The sequence below is a fragment of the Geobacillus zalihae genome (assembly GCF_030414215.1).
Classification (GTDB): domain Bacteria; phylum Bacillota; class Bacilli; order Bacillales; family Anoxybacillaceae; genus Geobacillus; species Geobacillus zalihae.
In genome coordinates, this window is record NZ_CP129217.1 from 966,584 (window position 1) to 988,840 (window position 22,257).

Sequence of the window (22,257 nt, forward strand, 5' to 3'; positions counted from 1 at the left end):
AAATAAAAGAAAGACAAAGCAAAAAGGGGGCGTTATCGAAATGAAATGGAGAACGAGGGTGACAGAGCTGCTCGGCATTACATATCCGATCATTCAAGGGGGGCTCGCTTACTTGGCGTACGCTGATTTGGCCGCAGCGGTCTCGAACGCCGGTGGGCTCGGACAAATTACGGCGATGTCGCTCGATGGACCGGAGCAACTGCGCGAGGAAATCCGCAAGGTGAAGGAAAAAACCGATCGGCCGTTCGGCGTCAATTTCGCCATTGGCCAGCACGGCCGCCCGTTTGCTCATATGCTTGAAGCAGCGCTTGATGAGGGGGTGCCGGTCGTTTCGGTCACCGGCGGCAATCCGGCGCCGTTTTTTGAACAATTGAAAGGAACGAACGTGAAAAAGCTCGTGCTCGTTGCCGCCGTCCGCCAGGCAGTGAAAGCAGAGGAGCTCGGTGCTGATGCGGTGATGGTCGTCGGTCAGGAAGGGGGCGGGCATCTCGGCAAATACGATACTGGCACGTTCGTCCTTATTCCGAAAGTCGTTGACTCCGTATCGATTCCGGTCATCGCCTCGGGCGGCATCGCCGATGGACGCGGGTTGATGGCGGCATTGGCGCTTGGAGCGGAAGGGATTGAGATGGGAACGCGGTTTATCGCCACGAAAGAATGCGTTCATGCTCATCCCGCATATAAAGAAATGATTCTCAACGCCACCGAAAACGATACGGTCATCATTAAACGGTCGCTCGGGGCGCCAGGGCGGGTGCTGGCCAACGCCTGGGCGGAAAAAATATTGGAAATCGAGCGCCAAGGCGGTACGTATGATGATTTAAAAGAATATATTAGCGGAGAAGCGAACCGGCGCTTCATTTACGAAGGAAAGGTGGACGAAGGATTCGCTTGGGCCGGGCAGGCGATCGGGCTCATTCACGACGTTCCGTCCGTCGCTGAGTTGTTTGCCCGCATGATGGAAGAGGCGGAACAAATTCGGCGCCGTTGGGCAAACTAACGGTGGAGGTGGAACAATGGGTTATTCCTATCCATTTTCCTACGACTGGTCAACACAAGAAATCATTGATGGTCATAGTTCCCCTGGGATTATCGCTGTGGTATCATTCGAGCCACAACGGAAGCGCGGTAGGTAAACGCACAAATTAGTTGCATACACCCCTTTTTCCACATAATATAATATAAAACAAAATGAAGCAGCACATTCGTGACGGGCGCCGGAAGTTTAGCGGATGATCGAGAAAGGGGTGCGGACGAATATGAAAAAAACCGCCAATTCGCTGAAGCGACCAGATGGAGACAAACGCATGGCGGTGTTGCGGCTCGAACTCGATTACGAATTAGCGACGCTGTACGAGGCCATGATGGAAAACGATGAAGAAAAGAAAAAAGAGTGCAAACGGCGGCTTGAAAAGCTGCGCCAAGAACTGATGCGCCTTCAAGTATGATTCTGATTCAAGGCGAACCATCTTTCCGGTTCGTTTTTTTCTTGAGCCGCATCCGCCCCCGTTCCGGTTGCGATCTATACATAACCGAAGGCAGGAGGAATCAATATGGCAGAAAAATGGGAAGAAATCGACCGATACGCCCGGCAATGGATCGACGAAGCAGGAAAGCGCATCCGCGCCTCGTTTGCCAAACAGCTGACGGTGGAAGCGAAAGAGAACCCGAACGACTTAGTGACGAATGTTGACCGCGCCATTGAGCAGTTTTTCGCCGAGCACATCCGTCGCCAGTTCCCTAGCCACCGCCTGTTGGGGGAAGAAGGATTTGGCGACCGGATCGATGCCTTGGACGGCGTTGTTTGGGTGATTGACCCGATCGACGGCACGATGAATTTCGTTCATCAGCGGCGCCATTTTGCTGTATCGATCGGCATTTTTGAAGATGGCATCGGGCAGCTCGGCTACGTGTATGACGTCGTGTTTGACGAACTGTATGCGGCGCAAAAAGGGCGGGGGGTGTTTTTGAACGGGGAGCCGCTCGGCCTCCTGCAGCCCGCGCCAGTGGCGGAGTCGATCATCGCCATCAACGGGACATGGCTCATGGAAAACAAGCGCCTCGACCATCGCCCGCTCATGAGGCTGGCGAAAGAGGCGCGCGGCACGCGCTCGTATGGTTCAGCGGCGCTTGAGCTCGCGTATGTTGCCGCCGGCCGTTTGGACGCCTACATTTCGCCGCGCCTGTCGCCGTGGGATTTCGCCGGCGGGATGATTTTGATTGAAGAAGCGGGCGGAATGGTGACGACCCTTGACGGGAAGCCGCTGGATCTGCTTGGCCGCAATTCGGTGCTTGCTGCGAAACCTGGGGTGCACGAAGAAATTTTGCGGCGCTATCTTCACGATTGATGAGGCGCGAAATCGCGAAAACGGGACAAGCATCCAGCTTGTCCCGTTTTTCAACGCGTCCGTTTTTTATGGGCGAACCCGGCGCCCATGGCGGCGATCAAGATGACCGTGGAAGCGGCGATGCCGATCAAACTTTGCTCGGCGATGAAGACGCCGATCGCCATGATGGCGGCGACGGCAAGAATGGCGAGCAACAGCGGTACAGGCTCGATCCGTTTCATCCTATTTCGCGCAGGAGACTCCCACTTCAACGACCAAAGGGAGTAAGTGGGAGAGGAATGCGCGTTCCCCCTTTCTTTTGTATATGATAGAATAAAGGCGTGGAGAAAACCGTTCAATAAAGGCACTCCAATAAACTGCTGCTCGATGTATGGAGTTGGTTGCAGGAAACGTTGCAACGTAAAACATCGAGCGTAGGTCCGTCTGTTGTGTGTGGAAGCCAAGTACTGCCAACAGACACACCGAGAGAATCGGCAACGATGCAGGCATGACCTGCGTCGTTGGGCAGTCGTCAACCTGCCCCCTGATGCAACCCCAAGTCAAGGAAGGAGGACGAAGTCCGTTTGCACTTCTGGGGAGTGGCAAGCCCCCACTTCAAGCGTTCGCGAAGTGGGGGTAGTTGACTGGGTTGACTCCTTTCTGGCAAAGTGGGCGTCTTTTTCTAGTGTACAGGAAAACATGCCGATTTTCTATCGGTTGTGATATAATAGACAAGCAGTTTGCCGAACAGGAGTGACCGACATTGACGAACAAACGAATCGATCTCCGCAATATCGCGATCATCGCTCACGTCGACCATGGGAAAACGACGCTCGTTGATCAGCTGCTTCGGCAGTCAGGGACGTTCCGCGAAAACGAACAAGTCGCGGAGCGGGCGCTTGACCGCAACGATCTGGAGCGGGAGCGCGGCATTACGATTTTGGCCAAAAACACGGCTGTCTTGTATAAAGGAACGCGCATCAACATTTTGGATACGCCGGGACACGCTGATTTCGGGGGGGAAGTGGAGCGGATCATGCGCCTTGTCGACGGCGTCTTGCTTGTCGTCGATGCGTATGAAGGCTGCATGCCGCAGACGCGGTTTGTGCTCAAAAAAGCGCTTGAGCAGCAGCTTGTGCCGATCGTCGTCGTCAACAAAATCGACCGCGAATTTGCTCGGCCGGCGGAAGTCGTTGATGAGGTGCTCGACCTGTTTATCGAACTTGGTGCTTCTGAGGAGCAGCTCGAGTTTCCAGTCGTGTACACATCGGCGCTGCGCGGGACGGCAAGCCTCGATCCGGATCGCCAGGACGGTGACATGACCGCCTTGTTTGAGACGATCATCGAGCATATTCCGGCGCCGGCGGACAACCGCAACGAACCGTTGCAGTTTCAAGTGGCGTTGCTCGACTATAATGAATATGTCGGACGCATCGGCATCGGCCGCATTTTCCGCGGCACGATGAAAACAGGCCAGCAAGTTGCTCTTTTAAAGCGCGACGGTGCCGTCAAGATGTTTCGTGTCACGAAGCTGTTTGGTTTTATTGGGTTGAAGCGGATTGAGATTGAAGAAGCGCACGCTGGCGACATCGTCGCGGTCGCCGGGATGGAGGACATCAATGTCGGTGAAACGGTTTGCCCGCCCGATCATCAAGAGCCGCTGCCGCCGCTTCGCATCGATGAGCCGACGCTCAAAATGACGTTTCTCGTCAACAACAGCCCGTTTGCGGGGCGCGAAGGCAAATACGTGACGGCGAGAAAGCTGGAGGAGCGGCTTCGCACCCAGCTGGAGACGGATGTCAGTCTGCGCGTTGAGCCGACCGAGTCGCCGGATGCGTGGATTGTCTCCGGCCGCGGGGAGCTTCATTTGGCGATTTTGATTGAAAGCATGCGCCGCGAAGGATACGAACTGCAAGTATCGAAGCCGGAAGTCATTCTAAAAGAGATTGACGGTGTCACGTGCGAGCCGATCGAGCGGGTCGTCATGGACATCCCGGAGGAATATACGGGAGCGATCATGGAGTCGCTCGGCAGCCGCAAGGGCGAGCTCGTCGATATGGTGCACGGCGACAACGGGCAAGTGCGTCTCGTCTTCCTTGTGCCGTCGCGTGGCTTGATCGGCTATCGGAGTGAATTTATGTCGTTGACGCGCGGATATGGAATTTTAAACCATTCGTTTGACCATTATGCCCCCGTGCAGCCTGGCGCAATCGGCGGCCGCCGCCAAGGGGTGCTCGTCTCGATGGAAACCGGAAAGGCGACGGCTTACAGCATTATGCAACTTGAGGATCGCGGCACCATTTTTGTTGAGCCGGGCACTGAGGTGTACGAAGGGATGATCGTCGGCGAGCATAACCGCGAAAACGACCTGGTCGTCAACATTTGCCGCGAAAAACATGTCACCAACATGCGTTCATCGACGAAAGAACAGACGGTGACGATGAAAAAGCCGCGTCTGTTGACGCTTGAAGAAGCGCTCGAGTATTTGAATGATGATGAATATTGTGAAGTGACGCCAGCCTCGATCCGGTTGCGCAAAAAAATCTTGAATAAAAGCGAGCGTGAAAAGGCGGAGAAGAAAAAGAAAGCGGTTGAGCAGGCGAAATAGCCGGAAGCGCCATGCGCGCGTCTTTGGTTTGCGAACAATCGAAAACGCCTTGGAGAAGGGCGCTATTAGGATGAACGGGAGGGGAATGGTGTGAATGTGCTCGAACGGCTCACGTTTTTCGCCTCGCTTTATAAGGTGCACGATCATCCCGAGCGCGGTATGTGGCTATTGTATGTGACAGTGTTGCTGCTTGCTGCGCTTGTGTATCGACTCGGCTTTGCCCGGCGCCTGCCGCTGTTGAAAAACGTCATCATTTACGTTTTGCTGGCGCTTGGCTGCACGGTTTTGACCTTTTTTGCTGTCTTTTTGCCGGTGGCAGAAGGATTGGCCGTCGCCGCCCTCGTATTAATCATTTATAAAGTGCGCCTGAAGCAGGCGAAAGAGGGAGAAAAGTCATGAAATCCGTGCAGGATGCCCTTTATAACTGGCTGACGATCCACATCGTCGCCAAAGCCCGTCCGCACGATGCGGCGGCGCGCGATACGGCCTCGTTTTTCCGCGCCATCTTGGAAAACGACTTTGGTGTGACGGCCGTAGACGCCGTCAAAGATGAAACGAATGGGCAATACATCGTCGAATATGTGCGCGGCGGGGAAACAAGGGCGGCGTGTTTCCCGCTTGAGCTGGCTGAGGCGATGTGGCGGCAGATCGAAGCCGAACCGGAAAAGTATGGATGATGACAACCAAAAAGGCGCGGAAAAGCGATCGCTCTTCCGCACCGTTTTTTTTTGCGGGATCACCAATCATCGTCTGCGCGGCGGCCGCGATAGAAGCGGAACTTTCCTGTTGCCAGCCGCTGTTTCGTTTTTTCGGTGATGCGGTCGTGGCATTCGCGGCACATGTACGTGTGGATCGGGCGGTTGCGCAGCCGCTTGGCGAGCGGCGATTCATCGTCGATCGTATCGATTTGGTCGCAAAGCACGCATTTGACTCTCATTGTTCACCTCAATACATCCAAACGCGAAATGGTAGAGTGTTCTTTCGTTCCCATTATACCACATTTCCCGCCATCGTTTGTTGATTCAAATGCATTTCACTCCCGCTTTCCTCGGAAATGAGCCGCGCTTTCTGTTCCATTATAACCCACACAGAAACCGTTTATCGATTTAAATGTTCATTCGATTGCTTGTTTTGCTGTTCGTTCAGTTGCCGCTCCTCCCGTTCGTTCAGCTGTCCGTCATTTTCTTCGGTCGGCTTCGGCGTCGTTTCAAATAGGTCGCTTGGCACTTCCGGCATCACTCGTCCGACGATGTCGGCGATTTCGTTCATGAACGCTTGCACCGGCCTCCCCTCATCGATTTGCCGGCCGATGTTGCGCACGCGGGTGTAAAGATCTGGGTCAGCGACAATAATAGCGTTCGCACCGTACGGATCTTTTTGCAATGCTTCGGCGACGGAATATTTGATGGTGCCGACGCGTGAGGCATCCATATTGGCGCCGACGTCAATGCCGACGATGGCATATTTGCCGACGACGATCGCGGCGGCATTGTGAACGTTTGGAACACGGTCGGCGATTTCTGCAAGCCGGCGGGCGATCTCTTGCCCGGATTTGTTCTCGACGCGTTCATCGACCGTATTTTTGACGCGCACGAGTGAACGATTGGGCTCGTTCGCTTCATGATCGTTTCCAAACGTGCAGCCGCTGAAAATCAAAAGGGGAAGGAAGAAAACGGCGAGCCAGCAGTTTCTCTTCATAATGGGCCACCTCGACTTTTTTTCTTTAGTTTGCAAATGTCCTTCTATCTTTATACATGTTTTCATATGTTGTATTACAGCCATTCCCATCCAACGGAAAAACGTGAAAAACTCACATGGGGGGAAGCGGAATTTGGGAAAAAAAATTTACGTGCTCGATACGAACGTGCTGTTGCAAGATCCGTATTCGATTTTCGCGTTTGAGGATAATGAGGTCGTCATTCCAGCGGTCGTGCTTGAGGAAGTGGATTCGAAAAAGCGGTATATGGATGAAATTGGTAGAAATGCCCGCCAAGTGTCAAAGCTCATCGACCGTCTGCGCGAAAACGGCAAGCTGCATGAAAAAATTCCGCTTGAAAACGGAGGGGCGCTGCGCATTGAGTTGAACCATCGTTCGTTTCATCAACTGCAAGAAATTTTTGTCGAAAAAACAAATGACAACCGCATTCTGGCGGTGGCGAAAAATTTATCGCTTGAAGAGCAGGCGAAGGAAGATGGACGCTCCGTCATTTTGGTGAGCAAAGATGCGCTCGTGCGCGTCAAAGCGGATGCCATCGGGCTGCAGGCAGAAGACTTTTTAAGCGACCGCGTCGTTGATGTCGACCATATTTACAGCGGATTTTTGGAGCTGTACATAGGAAAGGACCACCTGCAGCGGTTTTACGACAAAGGGGAGCTCGTGCTCGCCGATATCGCCGACCACCCGTTTTATCCGAACCAGTTCATTATTATGAAAGACGCGTTTGGCAGCTCGGCGTCAGCGATTGGCATTGTCGACCAAAACGGCAAAAAAGTGAAAAAGCTCATCTTCCATCACGAACATATATGGGGCATTCGCCCGCGCAACGTGCAGCAGACAATGGCGTTTGAGCTTCTCATGCGCGACGACATTCCGCTTGTGACGCTAATCGGCAAAGCCGGAACGGGCAAGACGTTGCTTGCCCTTGCCGCGGGGTTGATGCAAACGGAAGATTTGCGCACATACAAAAAATTGCTCGTCGCTCGGCCGATTGTGCCGATGGGGAAAGATCTCGGCTTTCTGCCGGGGGAAAAGGAAGAAAAGCTGCGCCCGTGGATGCAGCCGATTTTTGACAACTTGGAATACTTGTTCAACACGAAAAAACCGGGGGAGCTCGATGCGATTTTAGCCGGCATGAGCTCGATTGAAGTGGAGGCGCTCACGTACATCCGCGGCCGGAGCCTGCCGGAGCAGTTTATCATCATTGATGAGGCGCAAAATTTAACGAAGCATGAAGTGAAGACGATTTTGACACGCGTTGGGGAGAAAAGTAAAATCATTTTAATGGGCGATCCGGAACAGATCGACCATCCGTATTTGGATGAATATAACAACGGGTTGACGTACGTCGTCGAAAAGTTTAAAGACCAAAAAATCGCCGGTCATATCCGGCTCGTCAAAGGGGAGCGTTCGGCGCTCGCCCAGCTTGCCGCTGATTTGCTGTAGCTAGGCGTTCCTCAGAGCATCCGCCGTTAAAGAACGGGTGCCAGGCGCGCGGCCCGCCGCCACGAACGTTTCGAAAGGCGCCCGCCGCCTGGGGCGCTGCGGAAAACATCTAGGTTCCAAGCGCTTGAGGCGGTTGAAGGCGTCAAAACCTCAAACACCGGGCCGCCCCTTCATGGGGCGGCCGGTCATCGGACGACGAGCCGACGCACATGAGTAATCGGCGCCTCACGGTTGGAGCCGTCGCCAAAATAAATGTGCACCGGACCGTCGTCGCGCAACGGTTTTCCGTTTTGGGAAAAAGCGAAAATCAGGTCGTACGCCTTTTCCAGAGGGATCACGGTTTCTCCATGTTCCGTCTCAATGACAAGTTCAGACGCGTCTTCATGCGGCTCAGCGTTTCGCAAAAATGGGGCGAACGGCATGCCGAACGAGCCGGTGATGATTTTCTCCTTCAAAAAGCGCCGCTCCGTTTTCAACGTCGGCGGAAAAACCGCGCCCTCTTGAATTTCCCGGTCCCAAAATGCCGACAGCTTTTTGATTTCCTCGTCCTCTTGCTCCGCTTCCGTCGGCTGTGGAGCCGGCTCCGAAAAATACGCATCCATGTCCACTTTCCGGTCGTCGAAAATCCAGACGCCGGGGTCAAGCGTGATCGTAAACTTCACCTTTCCTGTCAGCACAATAATATCGTTCATGAAACACCTCTCCTCTGCATGTTCCCACCGTTTTTAGTATAATAATAATGAAAGAGCTTGTCATGTTCTAGGCCCGGTTGCTGTCAACGGTTTCAACTTGCAAAATGGCTTGTTTCACGTTAAGATGTAAAGAAGGATAGGGGAGAGAACGGAGGGATCGATGTGACGGACGAATCGATGAGCTATCGGGAGAAGGCGTACGCGCTTTTACAAGCGGATGCAGAGAAAATCATCCAACTCATCCGCGTGCAAATGGACCATTTGACGATGCCGCAATGTCCGGTGTATGAAGAAGTGCTTGACACGCAAATGTTCGGTTTGTCACGGGAAATTGATTTTGCAGTGCGCCTCGGGCTTGTGGAAGCGAAAGACGGAAAAGCGCTCCTTGACCGGCTTGAGCGCGAACTTTCCGCGTTGCACGAGGCCGTGGCCAAAAAGCGCGTGCGATAAGAATATAAGGCAACTCAAACGATTGGCGCGCCATCGTTTGAGTTTTTCTGTTTTTCGGCAGGAAAACAGCGCGCCGCTGCGAATGATTTTAAGTACATACATGTTCACAGGGAAGAGGAACGATGGAACGACAATTATGGAAAAAAGTATTGAAGTGCTATGATTATCCGCTGATCGCCGCGGTCATCATGCTGTCGTTGTTCGGATTGATTATGGTGTACAGCTCGAGCATGGTCACCGCTGTCATCCGCTTTGAAGTGCCAAGCGACTATTTTTACGAGCGGCAAAAACTGTGGCTGATTGCCGGATTCATCGCGTTCGCCATTATGATGGCGATTCCGTATAAAGTGTGGCGGGCGGAGCGATGGGTGAAACTCGTCTTTTTTGCTTCTCCATTGATGCTGATCGCCGTCGCTTTTCTCGGCCATACGGCCAACAACGCAACAAGCTGGTTTCGCGTCGGGGCGCTTTCGATCCAACCGGCGGAGCTCGCGAAGCTCGGTCTGATTTTATACTTGGCCGCAGCGTTCGCCAACAAGCGGAAGCGGCTGGCCGAGCCGGCGAAAAGCAATTTGTTCCCCATTTATTATACATTGGTGATTTGTTTCCTGATTGCCATACAGCCTGACTTCGGAACGGCGGCGATCGTGTTTGCCATCGCGATGTGCATCATTGTTTCGTCCGGTTTGCGCCTCGTGTTGCTTCTAAAGCAGCTGCTTTTTTTTACATTGATCGGGACGGTGCTGTCACCGTTTTGGCTCCCGGTTGCGGGCAAAAAAATTTTTTCTCCTGAACGGGTATCGCGTCTTTACAGCTTTTTGGATCCCTTTCAATACGCAAACGGCGATGGCTACCAGCTCGTGAATTCGTATTTGGCGATCGGGCTTGGCGGGCTGAAAGGAGTGGGGCTTGGCAAAGGCATTCAAAAATACGGCTACCTGCCAGAGTCGCACACCGATTTTATTATGGCGGTCATCGCCGAAGAGCTCGGATTATTCGGTGTAGCGTTCACGCTTGGGTTATTGGCGTTTATCGTGCTGCGCGGGCTTTGGATTGCCCGCCGCTCCCACGATGCGTTTGGGAGCCTGCTTGCGATCGGCATCTCCGTCATGATCGGCTTTCAAACGTTCATTAACGTTGGTGGGGTCGTTGGCCTTATTCCGATTACAGGGGTGCCGCTGCCGCTCGTCAGCTATGGGGGAACGTCGCTTGTCCTGACCATGGCTTCGCTCGGTCTTTTGGTGAACATTTCGATGTTTGCAAAGTACGAACAACGGTATAAAAAAGCGGAAAAAACGATGGTCAGCAAACAGAAAAGAGGTCTGACTTTTTAGAAAGTGTATTTACAAATCGGCAAAACTTTTATACTTTTATTAAATAAAGGAGGAGGGACAGAATGAGGACAAGACGAATTCGCAAAGTGCTGGCAGCCAACCGGGGAGAGATCGCCATTCGCGTTTTCCGCGCCTGCACGGAGCTTGATATCCGCACCGTGGCGATTTATTCGAAGGAAGACGCCGGATCGTACCACCGCTACAAAGCGGATGAGGCGTATTTAGTCGGGGAAGGGAAAAAGCCGATCGAAGCCTACTTGGACATCGAAGGCATCATTGAGATCGCCAAAGCCCACGATGTCGATGCCATCCACCCGGGTTATGGGTTTTTGTCGGAAAACATTCAATTTGCCAAACGGTGCCGCGAAGAGGGGATTATTTTCATCGGCCCGAACGAAGAACATTTGGATATGTTCGGCGATAAAGTGAAAGCGCGCCATGCGGCCATGAAGGCGGGCATTCCGGTCATCCCGGGCAGCGATGGACCGGTCGGCGGCCTTGAAGACGTCGTCCGTTTTGCTGAGACGCACGGATACCCGATCATCATTAAAGCGGCGCTTGGCGGCGGCGGCCGGGGCATGCGCATCGTCCGCTCGAAGTCGGAAGTGAAGGAAGCGTTTGAGCGGGCTAAGTCGGAAGCGAAAGCGGCGTTTGGCAGCGATGACGTTTATGTTGAAAAGCTGATCGAAAAGCCGAAGCATATTGAAGTGCAAATTTTGGGCGACCACGAAGGAAACATCGTTCACCTTTATGAACGCGACTGCTCGGTGCAGCGCCGCCATCAAAAAGTCGTGGAAGTCGCGCCGAGCGTCTCGTTGTCGGACGAGCTGCGCGAGCGCATTTGCGAGGCGGCGGTCCGGCTCATGAGAAGCGTCGGCTACGTCAACGCTGGCACGGTTGAGTTTCTCGTCTCCGGAGATGAGTTTTATTTCATCGAAGTCAATCCGCGCATTCAAGTTGAGCATACGATCACCGAAATGATCACCGGGATTGACATCGTCCAGTCGCAAATTTTAATCGCCGACGGATTTTCGCTCCACAGCCCGGAAGTCGGCATTCCAAAGCAGGAAGACATCCGCATCAACGGCTACGCCATTCAGTCGCGGGTGACGACGGAAGACCCGCTCAACAACTTTATGCCGGATACGGGAAAAATTATGGCGTACCGTTCCGGCGGCGGTTTTGGCGTGCGCTTGGACGCCGGCAATGGCTTCCAAGGGGCGGTCATTACGCCGTATTACGATTCGCTGCTCGTGAAAGTGTCGACATGGGCGTTGACGTTTGAGCAGGCGGCAAGAAAAATGCTGCGCAACTTGCGCGAATTCCGCATCCGCGGCATTAAAACGAACATTCCGTTTTTGGAAAACGTCGTTCAGCATCCGAAATTTTTGTCGGGGGAATACGATACGTCATTTATCGATACGACGCCGGAATTGTTTGTATTCCCGCGCCGAAAAGACCGCGGGACGAAAATGCTGACGTACATCGGCACCGTGACGGTCAACGGCTTCCCTGGCATCGGCAAAAAGAAAAAGCCGGTGTTTGACAAACCGCGCGTGCCGAAGGTGAGCCAAACGGAACCGATCCCAGCGGGAACGAAGCAAATGTTGGATGAACGCGGACCTGAAGGGCTTGTTCGCTGGATCCAAGAGCAGCCGCGCGTGCTCTTGACCGATACGACGTTCCGTGACGCTCATCAGTCGTTGTTGGCGACCCGCGTCCGCACGATCGACTTGTTGCGGATCGCTGAGCCGACGGCGCGTTTGCTGCCCAACTTATTCTCGCTTGAGATGTGGGGCGGGGCGACGTTTGATGTGGCGTACCGCTTTTTGAAGGAGGATCCGTGGGACCGCCTCCTGAAGCTGCGCGAGCGCATTCCAAACGTGCTGTTCCAGATGCTGCTTCGGTCGGCCAACGCCGTGGGGTATAAAAACTATCCCGACAACGTCATCCGCGAGTTCGTCGACAAATCAGCGCAAGCCGGCATTGATGTGTTCCGCATTTTCGACAGCCTAAACTGGGTGAAAGGGATGACGGTGGCGATCGATGCCGTCCGGCAAAGCGGCAAAATCGCCGAGGCGGCTATTTGCTATACGGGCGATATTTTAGACCCGAATCGGCCGAAGTACAATTTGGATTATTACAAAGCCTTGGCGAAAGAGCTCGAGCAAGCCGGAGCGCACATTTTAGGCATTAAGGATATGGCTGGTCTGTTGAAGCCGCAGGCGGCGTACGTGCTCATTTCCGCGCTTAAGGAGACGGTCAGCATTCCGATCCATTTGCATACGCACGATACGAGCGGCAACGGTATTTACACGTACGCCAAAGCGATCGAAGCCGGCGTCGATATCGTCGATGTCGCCGTCAGCTCGATGGCCGGCTTGACGTCGCAGCCGAGCGCCAATACGCTCTACTATGCCCTTGAAGGAACGGAGCGGGCGCCGGAGGTTGATATTTACGGCCTTGAGCAGTTGGCCCGCTATTGGGAAGACGTGCGCAAATTTTATCAAGAGTTTGAAAGCGGCATGAACGCGCCGCATACGGAAGTATACATGCATGAGATGCCAGGCGGCCAGTACAGCAACCTGCAACAGCAGGCGAAAGCGGTCGGCCTCGGCGATCGGTGGGATGAAGTGAAAGAAATGTACCGCCGCGTCAACGACTTGTTCGGCGACATCGTCAAAGTGACGCCATCATCGAAAGTCGTCGGCGACATGGCGCTTTACATGGTGCAAAACAATTTGACGGAGCAAGACATTTTTGAACGCGGCGAAACGCTTAATTTCCCAGACTCGGTCGTGGAGTTTTTCGAAGGCTATTTAGGCCAGCCGCATGGCGGGTTTCCGAAAGAGTTGCAACGCATTATTTTGAAAGGGCGCGAACCGATCACCGTTCGCCCGGGCGAGCTGCTTGAGCCGGTTGATTTCGAGCAAATCAAGCGGGAGCTGTATGACAAGCTCGGCCGCGAAGTGACCGACTTTGACGCCATTGCCTATGCGCTTTATCCGAAAGTGTTTTTGGAATATGCCGAAACGGTCGAAAAATACGGCGATATTTCCGTGCTCGATACACCGACGTTCCTGTACGGCATGCGCCTCGGCGAGGAAATTGAAGTGGAGATTGAGCGTGGGAAAACACTCATCGTCAAACTCGTCTCCATCGGCCAGCCTCAGGCGGACGGCACACGCGTCGTTTACTTCGAGCTGAACGGCCAGCCGCGCGAAGTCATCATCCGCGATGAAAGCATCAAAGCGGCCGTTGCTGAGCGCATCAAGGCCGATCGGACGAATCCGAACCACATTGCCGCCACGATGCCGGGCACGGTGGTGAAAGTGCTCGTGGAGAAAGGGGAAAAAGTCGACAAAGGCGACCATTTGATGGTAACGGAAGCCATGAAGATGGAAACGACGGTGCAGGCGCCGTTTGCCGGCATTGTCAAAGACATTTACGTCAAAAGCGGCGACGCCATTCAGGCGGGCGATTTGCTGATTGAGCTGTCCAAATGAAACGGTCTATACCGAACAAAAAAAGGGGTGCCCAAGTTTTGGCGGGCATCCCTTTTTGTTTGCGGATGGATGGCCGTCATTTCAACGTGGCCGGCGCCGCTTCCTCGGCTGAGTGGTCGGCGGCTTTTACCGGCGCCCGGCGGGTGCGGAGCGCCAAGAGCAATAAATAGCTGAGCACGCCGAACAGGCAGGAAATGAAAAAGGCATGCGCCAAGGCAATGTATAAATTCAGCTGCGTAAAAACGACAAGCGCTCCGGTTGTCATTTGCGCGAGCACGAGCAAAAGAGCGATGAGCCATCCGTAGTAGATGACCGGCTGTTCGCGATAATGACGCACAGCGTGTATGGCGGCAGCAGCGATCCAAATGATGATGACAAGAGCGGCCAATCGATGACCCATCTGCACCCATTCATGAAACTGAGCCGGGAGGAGGCGCGTTTTCGCGCAAAGCGGCCAGCTCGGACAGGCGAGGCTGGCGTTCGTATGGCGCACGAGCGCCCCGGTGTAGACGACGATGTATGAGTATATGGTGATGCCGTAAATATGAAACCGCATTTTGCCGTCAAGCGAAAGGGAAGCGGCGGAAAACGTTTTGTCGATTTCAAAAATCAATAGCGTCAACAGCAGCACAGCGGCAAACGAAATGAGCGAAATGCCGAAATGCAAGGCGAGGACGAAATCGGACTGCCCCCACACGACCGCGGCGGCGCCGATCAGCCCTTGCAAGACGAGAAAGACAAACGATATGACAGCTAAAAACTTTGTCTCCCGCACATGGCCAATGGCTCTCCACGCCCAGATGGAAAGGATGAGCACCATGATGCCGGCAAAGCCGGAAACGAGTCGATGGCTCAGCTCGATGATGAGCTCAGGCGTAATCTGATCCGGCACCCATTGGCCGTTGCACAGCGGCCATGATCGGCCGCACCCCATGCCGGAGCCGGTTTTGGTCACAAGCGCTCCACCAATTAAAACAAACAACATTGCCAACGTGGTTGCCGAGGCAAACCATTTCAGTGAACGTTGCAAAATCTTCACCTTCTTGTATTGAGAAACTGTGATTTTGTCCATATTAGTAAAGTGATGGATTTTATTGCAGCCAACCGTGCTGCCAAGCCAAATCTATTTTACACGATGGCGGCCGGAAACACAAAATGACGTTTGCATATTGAATAAGTCGATTAAGTTTGCTAGAAATATTAATGGGACAAGCGAATGAGCCGTTTTGGGTGCGCGCATTCAAAAATTTGACACAAATTATTCAAAAAAAGTTCACATGATGAGGAAAAAATGTGATTTAATATAAAGAGGAAACAGCCCGTTTTGGCTATTTGGCGTTGGAAAGAATTTCAGGCAACATCACGGCGCCGGCCGGGCAAGGAGCGGCGCAGCGAGGAGGAACAGGAGACATGGCCGAATTGAAAGCGGTGCACCAGGATGCGGCCGATGCCGGTCATCGCTCGCATGTGAGCGTCAAGACAGTTTGGAGAGAGTTATCGTCTGTTGTGAAAATCGGAATCGTCAATTCGAATTTGATTACGACGTTCGCCGGGATGTGGCTGGCGTTTTATTTTACTGGGGAACACTTTTTGGAGAACCTGCATCTTGTTTTTTTCACGCTGTTTGGGGCAGCGCTTGTCATCGCGGGTTCATGTGCGATCAACAACTACATTGACCGCGACATTGATCAATATATGGAGCGAACGAAAGCACGCCCGACCGTCACCGGGACGATGGATCCGCGGCGGGTGCTTTGGCTTGGGATTGGTCTTGTCGCAATCGGCGAGATGAGCCTGCTTATGACAACGGTTACGGCTGCTGTCGTTGGATTGATCGGTATGGTGACATACGTCTTTTTATATACGCTTTGGACGAAGCGCCATTACACGATCAACACCGTTGTCGGCAGCATTTCCGGCGCGGTGCCGCCGGTGATCGGCTGGACGGCGGTTGATCCGGATTTCCATATTGTTCCGTTCATCCTGTTTTTAATCATGTTTTTGTGGCAGCCGCCGCACTTTTTGGCGTTGGCGATGAAGCGGTGTGAAGAATACCGCACCGCCGGCATCCCGATGCTGCCGGTCGTCCATGGATTCGCCATGACGAAGCGGCAAATCATCGTTTGGGTGGCGTGTTTGCTGCCGTTGCCGTTTTACTTGTTCTCGCTTGGTGTTCCATTTTTAGTCGTGGCCACGCTGCTCAATGTCGGCTGGCTGCTGCTGGGATTGGCGGGTTTGAAAATGAAAGATGACATCAAATGGGCGAAGTGGATGTTCGTCTATTCGCTCAACTATTTGACCATTTTGTTCGTGGCAATGGTCATCGCTACGATTTGGTGAGCAGGTTAAAATTCTTTCTTTGTGAAAGAATTGACATACACATTTATCCATCAAAGGAAAGAGGGGTTTGATTAGGCTATGAACAAGGGGCTCTGTAACTGGCGCTTATTTTCCCTGTTCGGGATGATGGCGCTGTTGCTCGCCGGCTGCGGCAAGCCGTTTTTATCGACGCTCCAGCCCGCCGGTGAAGTAGCGGACATGCAGTATTCGCTCATGTTGTTGAGCACATCGATCATGGTGCTCGTCATTGTCGTCGTGGCGATCATCTTCGTTTACGTTGTCATCCGCTTCCGGCGGCGCAAGGGGGAAGAAAACAAAATCCCGAAGCAAGTGGAAGGAAGTCATAAGCTGGAAATTATTTGGACTGTCATTCCGATCATCCTCTTGCTCATTTTGGCTGTGCCGACGGTATTGACTACATTTAAACTCGCCGACGTCAAGGCGATGAACGACAAAAAACGCGATAAGAATACAGTTGTCGTCAATGTTCGCGCCAACCAATACTGGTGGGAGTTTGAATATCCAGATTACGGCATTATCACGAGCCAAGACTTGGTTGTGCCGACGAATGAAAAAGTGTATTTCAACTTGATTGCGTCGGATGTCAAACATTCGTTCTGGATTCCGGCGGTCGGCGGCAAAATGGATACGAACACGGACAACAAAAACCAATTTTGGCTTGTTTTTGATCAAAAAGCGACCGATAAGGCCGGCGGCGTCTTTTACGGCAAATGTGCGGAGCTTTGCGGTCCGTCCCATGCGCTGATGGATTTTAAAGTTCGGCCGTTGCCGCGCGACCAGTTTGACGCGTGGGTGAAAAAGATGCAAAACGCGAAAAAACCGGTTGTGACGGATCCGGTTGCCAAACAAGGCGAGGCGATTTTCAATAAAAGCTGTATTGGCTGCCATGCGGTGACGCCTGTGGACAAGCGTCCGGAACAGGCACGCACAGCGCCGAACTTGGCGGATTTTGGCGATCGCGAACGAATCGCCGGTATTTTGGAGCATAACGAAGAAAATCTGAAAAAATGGCTGAGAGACCCGAACAGCGTGAAGCCTGGAAATAAAATGGCGGGTACATATGGCCACTTGACGGAAGAGCAAATTGACGCATTGGCGAAATATTTGATGAGCTTAAAAGTGGAATAAAGCATGCGAAGGGGGTTTTACCGTGAGTACGATCGCGCGCAAAAAGGGTGTCGGCGCCGTTTTATGGGATTACTTGACAACGGTCGACCATAAAAAAATCGCCCATCTGTACTTGATTTCCGGCGGGTTTTTCTTCCTGCTCGGCGGTCTTGAGGCGTTGTTCATCCGCATTCAGCTCGCGAAGCCGAACAACGATTTCCTTGTCGGCGGGTTGTATAACGAAGTGTTGACGATGCACGGAACGACGATGATTTTCTTGGCTGCCATGCCGCTTATTTTCGCCTTTATGAACGCAGTTGTGCCGCTGCAGATCGGCGCGCGCGACGTCGCGTTCCCGTTCTTGAACGCGCTCGGATTTTGGCTCTTTTTCTTCGGCGGCCTGTTTTTAAACTGTTCGTGGTTTTTAGGCGGCGCGCCGGACGCCGGTTGGACGTCGTATGCGTCGCTGTCGCTTGACTCAAAAGCGCATCATGGCATCGACTTTTATACGCTCGGGCTGCAAATTTCCGGCTTCGGAACGATCATGGGTGCCATTAACTTTCTTGTGACGATCATCAACATGCGCGCCCCGGGCATGACATTTATGCGCATGCCGATGTTCACGTGGGCGACGTTTGTGGCGTCGGCGCTTATCTTGTTTGCGTTCCCGCCGCTGACGGTCGGCTTGATTTTCATGATGATGGACCGCTTGTTCGGCGGCAACTTCTTTAACCCAGCTGCCGGCGGCAATACGATCATTTGGGAGCACTTGTTCTGGGTATTCGGCCATCCGGAAGTCTACATTCTTGTTTTGCCGGCGTTCGGCATTTTCTCGGAAATTTTTGCGACGTTCTCGCGCAAGCGGCTGTTCGGCTATTCGTCAATGGTGTTTGCGACCGTGCTCATCGCGTTCTTAGGGTTCATGGTATGGGCGCACCATATGTTCACGGTCGGGATGGGGCCGATTGCGAACGCCATCTTTGCGGTGGCAACGATGACGATCGCCGTTCCAACAGGAGTCAAAATTTTTAACTGGCTGTTTACCATGTGGGGCGGAAGCATCAAGTTTACGACGCCGATGTACTATGCGGTCGCCTTCATCCCGTCGTTCGTCATGGGCGGGGTGACCGGGGTCATGTTGGCGGCGGCGGCCGCAGACTACCAATACCATGACAGCTATTTCGTTGTCGCGCACTTCCATTACGTCATTGTCGGCGGGGTTGTGTTCGCTCTGCTCGCGGGCACGCATTACTGGTGGCCGAAAATGTTTGGCCGCATGTTGAACGAAACGCTTGGCAAAATTACGTTCTGGCTGTTCTTTATCGGGTTCCATTTAACGTTCTTTATTCAGCACTTCCTTGGTTTGACAGGGATGCCGCGGCGCGTGTTTACGTATTTGCCGAACCAAGGATGGGAGACAGGGAACTTCGTCAGCACGGTCGGTGCGTTCTTTATGGCGGCTGCCACGATTATTTTACTTATTAACATTGTGGTAACGACAGCAAAAGGCGAAAAAGTGCCGGGCGATGCATGGGGCGACGGCCGCACGCTCGAATGGGCGATCGCTTCGCCGCCGCCGGTGTACAACTTTGCGCAAACACCGCTTGTCCGTGGCTTGGATGCTTTCTGGCTTGAAAAAATGGAAGGCAAAAAAGAATTGACGCCAGCTGAACCGCTTGGCGACATCCATATGCCGAATTCGTCGTTTTTGCCGTTTGTCATTGCGTTCGGCCTGTTTGTCGCCGCCTTCGGCTTTACGTATCATAATGACGCCGGATGGGGCTTGCCGGTCGGCATTCTCGGTCTGCTCATTACGCTCGGTTCGATGTTCTTGCGCTCGGTGATCGATGATCACGGCTTCCACATCCATAAAGAAGAAGTGCTTGAACTTGAGAAGAAGGAGGCGAACGCCTGATGCATGCAGAGGAAAAATTGACGGCCGAGACGTTTCCAGCCGCGCCGGAACGCGCCACCCTTGAGGGAAAAAATAAGTTTCTCGGCTTCTGGCTCTTTTTAGGCGGAGAGACGGTGCTGTTCGCCTCTCTCTTCGCCACCTATTTGGCGCTGAAAGATAAAACGAACGGCGGTCCTTCGGCGGAAGAACTGTTCCAAATGCCGGTTGTGTTCATGGCAACGATGCTGCTGCTAACCAGCAGCTTGACGAGCGTGTATGCCATTTATCATATGAAAAACTTTGACTTTAAAAAGATGCAGCTCTGGTTTGGCATCACTGTTTTGCTTGGCGCCGGCTTTTTGGGCTTGGAAATTTACGAGTTCAATGAATATGTGCATGAAGGCCATAAGTTTACGACCAGCGCTTTCGCTTCAGCATTCTACACGCTCGTTGGCACGCACGGAAGCCACGTCGCGTTCGGGTTGCTTTGGATTTTGACGCTCATGATTCGCAATGCTAAGCGTGGGTTGAATTTATACAACGCCCCGAAATTTTACGTCGCAAGCCTGTATTGGCACTTCATTGACGTTGTCTGGGTGTTCATTTTTACCGTTGTATATTTGATGGGAATGGTGGGGTGAACGTATGGCGAATCAAACGAATTCAGGAAATGAACGCGTCGATTTGGCGTATCGCCGGCGGAAAAACGCGGAAGAGATGCGCCATCAAATGATTGCATTCGTTTTGATGATTTTGTTGACGCTCATCGCCTTCGCCGCCGTTGGTTACGAAGAGTTTTCCCATTGGTTTGTCGTTCCGTTTATTTTGCTTTTAGCCGCCGTGCAGGTCGCATTTCAGCTGTATTATTTCATGCACATGAGCCATAAAGGCCACGAATTCCCGGCGATGTTTATTTACGGCGGTGTGGCGGTTATGCTTTTGCTCGTTTGGGCGTTTACAACAGTCATTTGGTGGTAAGAAAAGGGGGAATCGGTTTTGCGCCGGTTTCCCCTTTTTTGAATAGCTGTGGCGCGGCGTCTTGTAGTATAATGGGAAAGGACCAATCAGGAGGGGATTCGTATGTTTCAATCGCTGCAAATGTTTGGCCCCGTCGCCCTTTGGAGTCCGTTTTTTTTGCTTGTGTTAGTGGCGGTTGCATTGCTGTACATGGGGATCACCGGGCCATGGCGGCAGCGTTTCGGCCTCGGTGATGCCGTTTCGGGGAAGCAGAAAGCATATTTTTGGACCGGGATGGCGCTTCTTTATATATGCAAAGGGTCTCCGCTGGATTTGATGGGCCATTTGACGTTCACCGCCCATATGGTGCAAATGGCAGTGCTGTATTTGATCGTGCCGCAATGTTTTATTTTAGGCATTCCGGCGCCGCTTTATGAGCGAGCGTTCCGTTTCGCAGCGGTGCGCCGCGTGTTTCGGTTGTTGACAAAGCCGATTGTGGCGCTGCTGCTGTTTAACGGTTTGTTTTCGCTTTATCACGTTCCATTCATTTTTGACGCTGTGAAAATGAATATGTGGCTGCATGCCTTTGTTACCTCGGTCATTTTCGTTGCTGCGTTTTGCATGTGGTGGCCGCTTGTTAATAAACTTCCTGAGTGGCAAACATTGTCCGGCTTAAAAAAAATGGGTTACATTTTCGCTGACGGCATGCTGTTGACCCCGGCTTGCGCGCTCATCATTTTTACCGATACGCCGCTTTATGCGACGTATACTGACCCGAAAGCATGGATGGCCGCGCTGGCTCTATGCGTTCCTCAAGGGACGCTGGCTTCGCTTGATTTGACCGGGCCGCAAATGTTTTTATCGATGTCGCCGCTCCATGATCAGCAGCTCGGCGGAGTGTTGATGAAAATCATCCAGGAAATCGTGTACGGGACGATGCTGTTCTTCATCTTCACCGAATGGTATCGGAAGGAGCGGGAGAAAGAGCCAAGCATGGATATGGAGCCGCGGCCGACCAAACTGTAAAGCGCGGTTGGCCGCCAACGATGAACAAAGAAGAAAGGGAGAGAAGCGATGGCCGTTTTACCGACAATCAGCACGAGCTGCATCGTGATCAGCGCTTTGCTTGTTGCTTATGGGTGGTATTTGATCAGCCGCAGGCGGATCGAAGCGCATAAAAAGGTGATGCTGACGGCAGCGGTGTTTGCTTTGCTGTTTTTCACCATTTACATGTCGCGGACGTTGTTTATCGGCAATACGAGCTTTGGCGGGCCGGAGAACGTCAAAGTGTACTATACGCTGTTTCTTATTTTCCATATTGTGCTGGCGACAGTTGGCGCCGTATTTGGCCTTGTCACGATTTGGACGGGATTGAAAGACAAGAGGGCCCGCCATCGTCGGCTTGGGCCGATCACCAGCATCATTTGGTTTGGCAGCGCCTCAACCGGGGTCGTCGTCTATTGGCTGCTTTATGTCCTCTATCCAGGGGGCCAAACGACGTCGCTCATCAAGGCGGTGCTCGGTTTTTAACCGGCGGGCAAGGAGCAAGGGCAGGGATGGCTGCATATATATAGATGCAACCAAAACGTTTAACATATCTTGGATAGAAAAGCCACTTATCGATGTTTCGACTGTCGAGGGCAAGCCGCAGGCTTGCCCCCGTCACGCCTTGGCGTGACGGACGACCGAACAACGACTCGCTTCCCAAGACCCATTCATGGGTCTGAAAGCGGTGTTGTTCGGTCATTCGGCAGTCGGATGCAATGACCGGTAAAAACGAAAAATGTTAAAGCTTTAAATTGCATCTATATAGGTTGTAATAAAGAATTTCCGACCTCCATGTCCCGTCTTTACTTTA

At 52.8% G+C, this 22,257-nt stretch carries 22 protein-coding genes; 17 read left to right on the top strand and 5 right to left on the bottom strand.

Annotated elements, in window-relative coordinates:
* Nucleotides 1–40 precede the first annotated feature (40 nt).
* The 3 genes from QWV57_RS05015 (at nucleotide 41) to QWV57_RS05025 (ending at nucleotide 2,348) form a co-directional block, all read left to right on the top strand.
* The gene (locus QWV57_RS05015) at nucleotides 41–1,000 is read left to right on the top strand and encodes an NAD(P)H-dependent flavin oxidoreductase (protein WP_015374337.1); all 960 of its coding nucleotides are present in this window, start codon (nucleotides 41–43) and stop codon (nucleotides 998–1,000) included.
* A 259-nt stretch (nucleotides 1,001–1,259) separates the two neighbouring features.
* Nucleotides 1,260–1,448 carry a YkzI domain-containing protein gene (locus tag QWV57_RS05020; RefSeq protein ID WP_011230567.1) on the top strand — a complete coding sequence of 63 codons (189 nt, stop codon included), beginning with the start codon at nucleotides 1,260–1,262 and terminating at the stop codon, nucleotides 1,446–1,448.
* Nucleotides 1,449–1,553: 105 nt separating this feature from the next.
* Nucleotides 1,554–2,348, top strand: coding sequence for an inositol monophosphatase family protein (locus tag QWV57_RS05025; protein WP_013523314.1), 795 nt, complete (start codon nucleotides 1,554–1,556; stop codon nucleotides 2,346–2,348).
* Between the two features lie 50 nt (nucleotides 2,349–2,398).
* Here QWV57_RS05025 and QWV57_RS05030 read toward each other — a convergent pair whose 3' ends face one another.
* Nucleotides 2,399–2,569, bottom strand: coding sequence for a DUF5325 family protein (locus QWV57_RS05030; RefSeq protein ID WP_014195347.1), 171 nt, complete (start codon nucleotides 2,567–2,569; stop codon nucleotides 2,399–2,401).
* A 521-nt stretch (nucleotides 2,570–3,090) separates the two neighbouring features.
* Here QWV57_RS05030 and typA point away from each other — a divergent pair.
* The 3 genes from typA to QWV57_RS05045 all read left to right on the top strand — a co-directional run bounded on the left by typA (nucleotide 3,091) and on the right by QWV57_RS05045 (nucleotide 5,612).
* Nucleotides 3,091–4,935, top strand: a complete 1,845-nt coding sequence (gene typA / locus QWV57_RS05035) for a translational GTPase TypA (RefSeq protein WP_013145890.1) — start codon at nucleotides 3,091–3,093, stop codon at nucleotides 4,933–4,935.
* Nucleotides 4,936–5,025: 90 nt separating this feature from the next.
* Nucleotides 5,026–5,334: a YlaH-like family protein gene (locus tag QWV57_RS05040; RefSeq protein ID WP_011230571.1), complete on the top strand. Its 309-nt coding sequence runs from the start codon at nucleotides 5,026–5,028 to the stop codon at nucleotides 5,332–5,334.
* On the top strand, nucleotides 5,331–5,612 hold the full coding sequence (locus tag QWV57_RS05045) for a hypothetical protein (protein ID WP_013145888.1): 282 nt from the start codon (nucleotides 5,331–5,333) through the stop codon (nucleotides 5,610–5,612). Before QWV57_RS05040 ends, QWV57_RS05045 begins: the two co-directional genes overlap by 4 nt.
* Nucleotides 5,613–5,671: 59 nt before the next feature.
* Here the strand turns inward: QWV57_RS05045 and QWV57_RS05050 are convergent, their stop codons facing one another.
* Both QWV57_RS05050 and QWV57_RS05055 read right to left on the bottom strand, forming a co-directional pair.
* Entirely contained in the window at nucleotides 5,672–5,872 is a 201-nt protein-coding gene (locus QWV57_RS05050) for a YlaI family protein (RefSeq protein ID WP_013145887.1), read from the bottom strand.
* A gap of 161 nt (nucleotides 5,873–6,033) precedes the next feature.
* Nucleotides 6,034–6,633, bottom strand: coding sequence for a YhcN/YlaJ family sporulation lipoprotein (locus QWV57_RS05055; RefSeq protein ID WP_013145886.1), 600 nt, complete (start codon nucleotides 6,631–6,633; stop codon nucleotides 6,034–6,036).
* Between the two features lie 133 nt (nucleotides 6,634–6,766).
* On the opposite strand from QWV57_RS05055, the gene QWV57_RS05060 reads away from it, so the two are divergent.
* Entirely contained in the window at nucleotides 6,767–8,098 is a 1,332-nt protein-coding gene (locus QWV57_RS05060; protein WP_011230575.1) for a PhoH family protein, read from the top strand.
* Nucleotides 8,099–8,283: 185 nt separating this feature from the next.
* Here the strand turns inward: QWV57_RS05060 and QWV57_RS05065 are convergent, their stop codons facing one another.
* A complete protein-coding gene (locus QWV57_RS05065; RefSeq protein WP_011230576.1) occupies nucleotides 8,284–8,790 on the bottom strand; it encodes a molybdopterin-binding protein in 507 nt (168 codons plus the stop codon).
* 162 nt (nucleotides 8,791–8,952) lie between these two features.
* On the opposite strand from QWV57_RS05065, the gene QWV57_RS05070 reads away from it, so the two are divergent.
* The 3 genes from QWV57_RS05070 (at nucleotide 8,953) to pyc (ending at nucleotide 14,080) form a co-directional block, all read left to right on the top strand.
* Nucleotides 8,953–9,240 (top strand): Fpa/YlaN family protein, encoded by a 288-nt coding sequence (locus QWV57_RS05070; protein ID WP_013145884.1) that lies wholly within the window; start codon nucleotides 8,953–8,955, stop codon nucleotides 9,238–9,240.
* A 122-nt stretch (nucleotides 9,241–9,362) separates the two neighbouring features.
* A complete protein-coding gene (gene ftsW, locus QWV57_RS05075) occupies nucleotides 9,363–10,574 on the top strand; it encodes a putative lipid II flippase FtsW (protein WP_013523316.1) in 1,212 nt (403 codons plus the stop codon).
* 62 nt (nucleotides 10,575–10,636) lie between these two features.
* Nucleotides 10,637–14,080 carry a pyruvate carboxylase gene (pyc, locus tag QWV57_RS05080; protein WP_015374339.1) on the top strand — a complete coding sequence of 1,148 codons (3,444 nt, stop codon included), beginning with the start codon at nucleotides 10,637–10,639 and terminating at the stop codon, nucleotides 14,078–14,080.
* 76 nt (nucleotides 14,081–14,156) lie between these two features.
* Here the strand turns inward: pyc and QWV57_RS05085 are convergent, their stop codons facing one another.
* Nucleotides 14,157–15,110 carry a COX15/CtaA family protein gene (locus QWV57_RS05085; protein ID WP_015374340.1) on the bottom strand — a complete coding sequence of 318 codons (954 nt, stop codon included), beginning with the start codon at nucleotides 15,108–15,110 and terminating at the stop codon, nucleotides 14,157–14,159.
* Nucleotides 15,111–15,490: 380 nt separating this feature from the next.
* On the opposite strand from QWV57_RS05085, the gene cyoE reads away from it, so the two are divergent.
* From cyoE to QWV57_RS05120, 7 genes are all read left to right on the top strand, one after another.
* Nucleotides 15,491–16,420 carry a heme o synthase gene (gene cyoE, locus QWV57_RS05090; RefSeq protein WP_015374341.1) on the top strand — a complete coding sequence of 310 codons (930 nt, stop codon included), beginning with the start codon at nucleotides 15,491–15,493 and terminating at the stop codon, nucleotides 16,418–16,420.
* Between the two features lie 78 nt (nucleotides 16,421–16,498).
* A complete protein-coding gene (gene coxB, locus QWV57_RS05095; RefSeq protein ID WP_301100990.1) occupies nucleotides 16,499–17,569 on the top strand; it encodes a cytochrome c oxidase subunit II in 1,071 nt (356 codons plus the stop codon).
* Nucleotides 17,570–17,591: 22 nt separating this feature from the next.
* Nucleotides 17,592–19,463, top strand: coding sequence for a cytochrome c oxidase subunit I (ctaD, locus tag QWV57_RS05100; RefSeq protein WP_015374343.1), 1,872 nt, complete (start codon nucleotides 17,592–17,594; stop codon nucleotides 19,461–19,463).
* Nucleotides 19,463–20,083 carry a cytochrome c oxidase subunit III gene (gene ctaE, locus QWV57_RS05105; protein ID WP_011230584.1) on the top strand — a complete coding sequence of 207 codons (621 nt, stop codon included), beginning with the start codon at nucleotides 19,463–19,465 and terminating at the stop codon, nucleotides 20,081–20,083. The genes ctaD and ctaE overlap by 1 nt, the downstream gene beginning before the upstream one ends.
* A 4-nt stretch (nucleotides 20,084–20,087) precedes the next feature.
* Nucleotides 20,088–20,420 carry a cytochrome c oxidase subunit IVB gene (ctaF, locus tag QWV57_RS05110; protein WP_013145877.1) on the top strand — a complete coding sequence of 111 codons (333 nt, stop codon included), beginning with the start codon at nucleotides 20,088–20,090 and terminating at the stop codon, nucleotides 20,418–20,420.
* Between the two features lie 102 nt (nucleotides 20,421–20,522).
* Entirely contained in the window at nucleotides 20,523–21,425 is a 903-nt protein-coding gene (gene ctaG, locus QWV57_RS05115; RefSeq protein WP_015374345.1) for a cytochrome c oxidase assembly factor CtaG, read from the top strand.
* Between the two features lie 48 nt (nucleotides 21,426–21,473).
* Nucleotides 21,474–21,929, top strand: coding sequence for a DUF420 domain-containing protein (locus QWV57_RS05120; protein WP_011230587.1), 456 nt, complete (start codon nucleotides 21,474–21,476; stop codon nucleotides 21,927–21,929).
* Nucleotides 21,930–22,257: the final 328 nt, after the last annotated feature.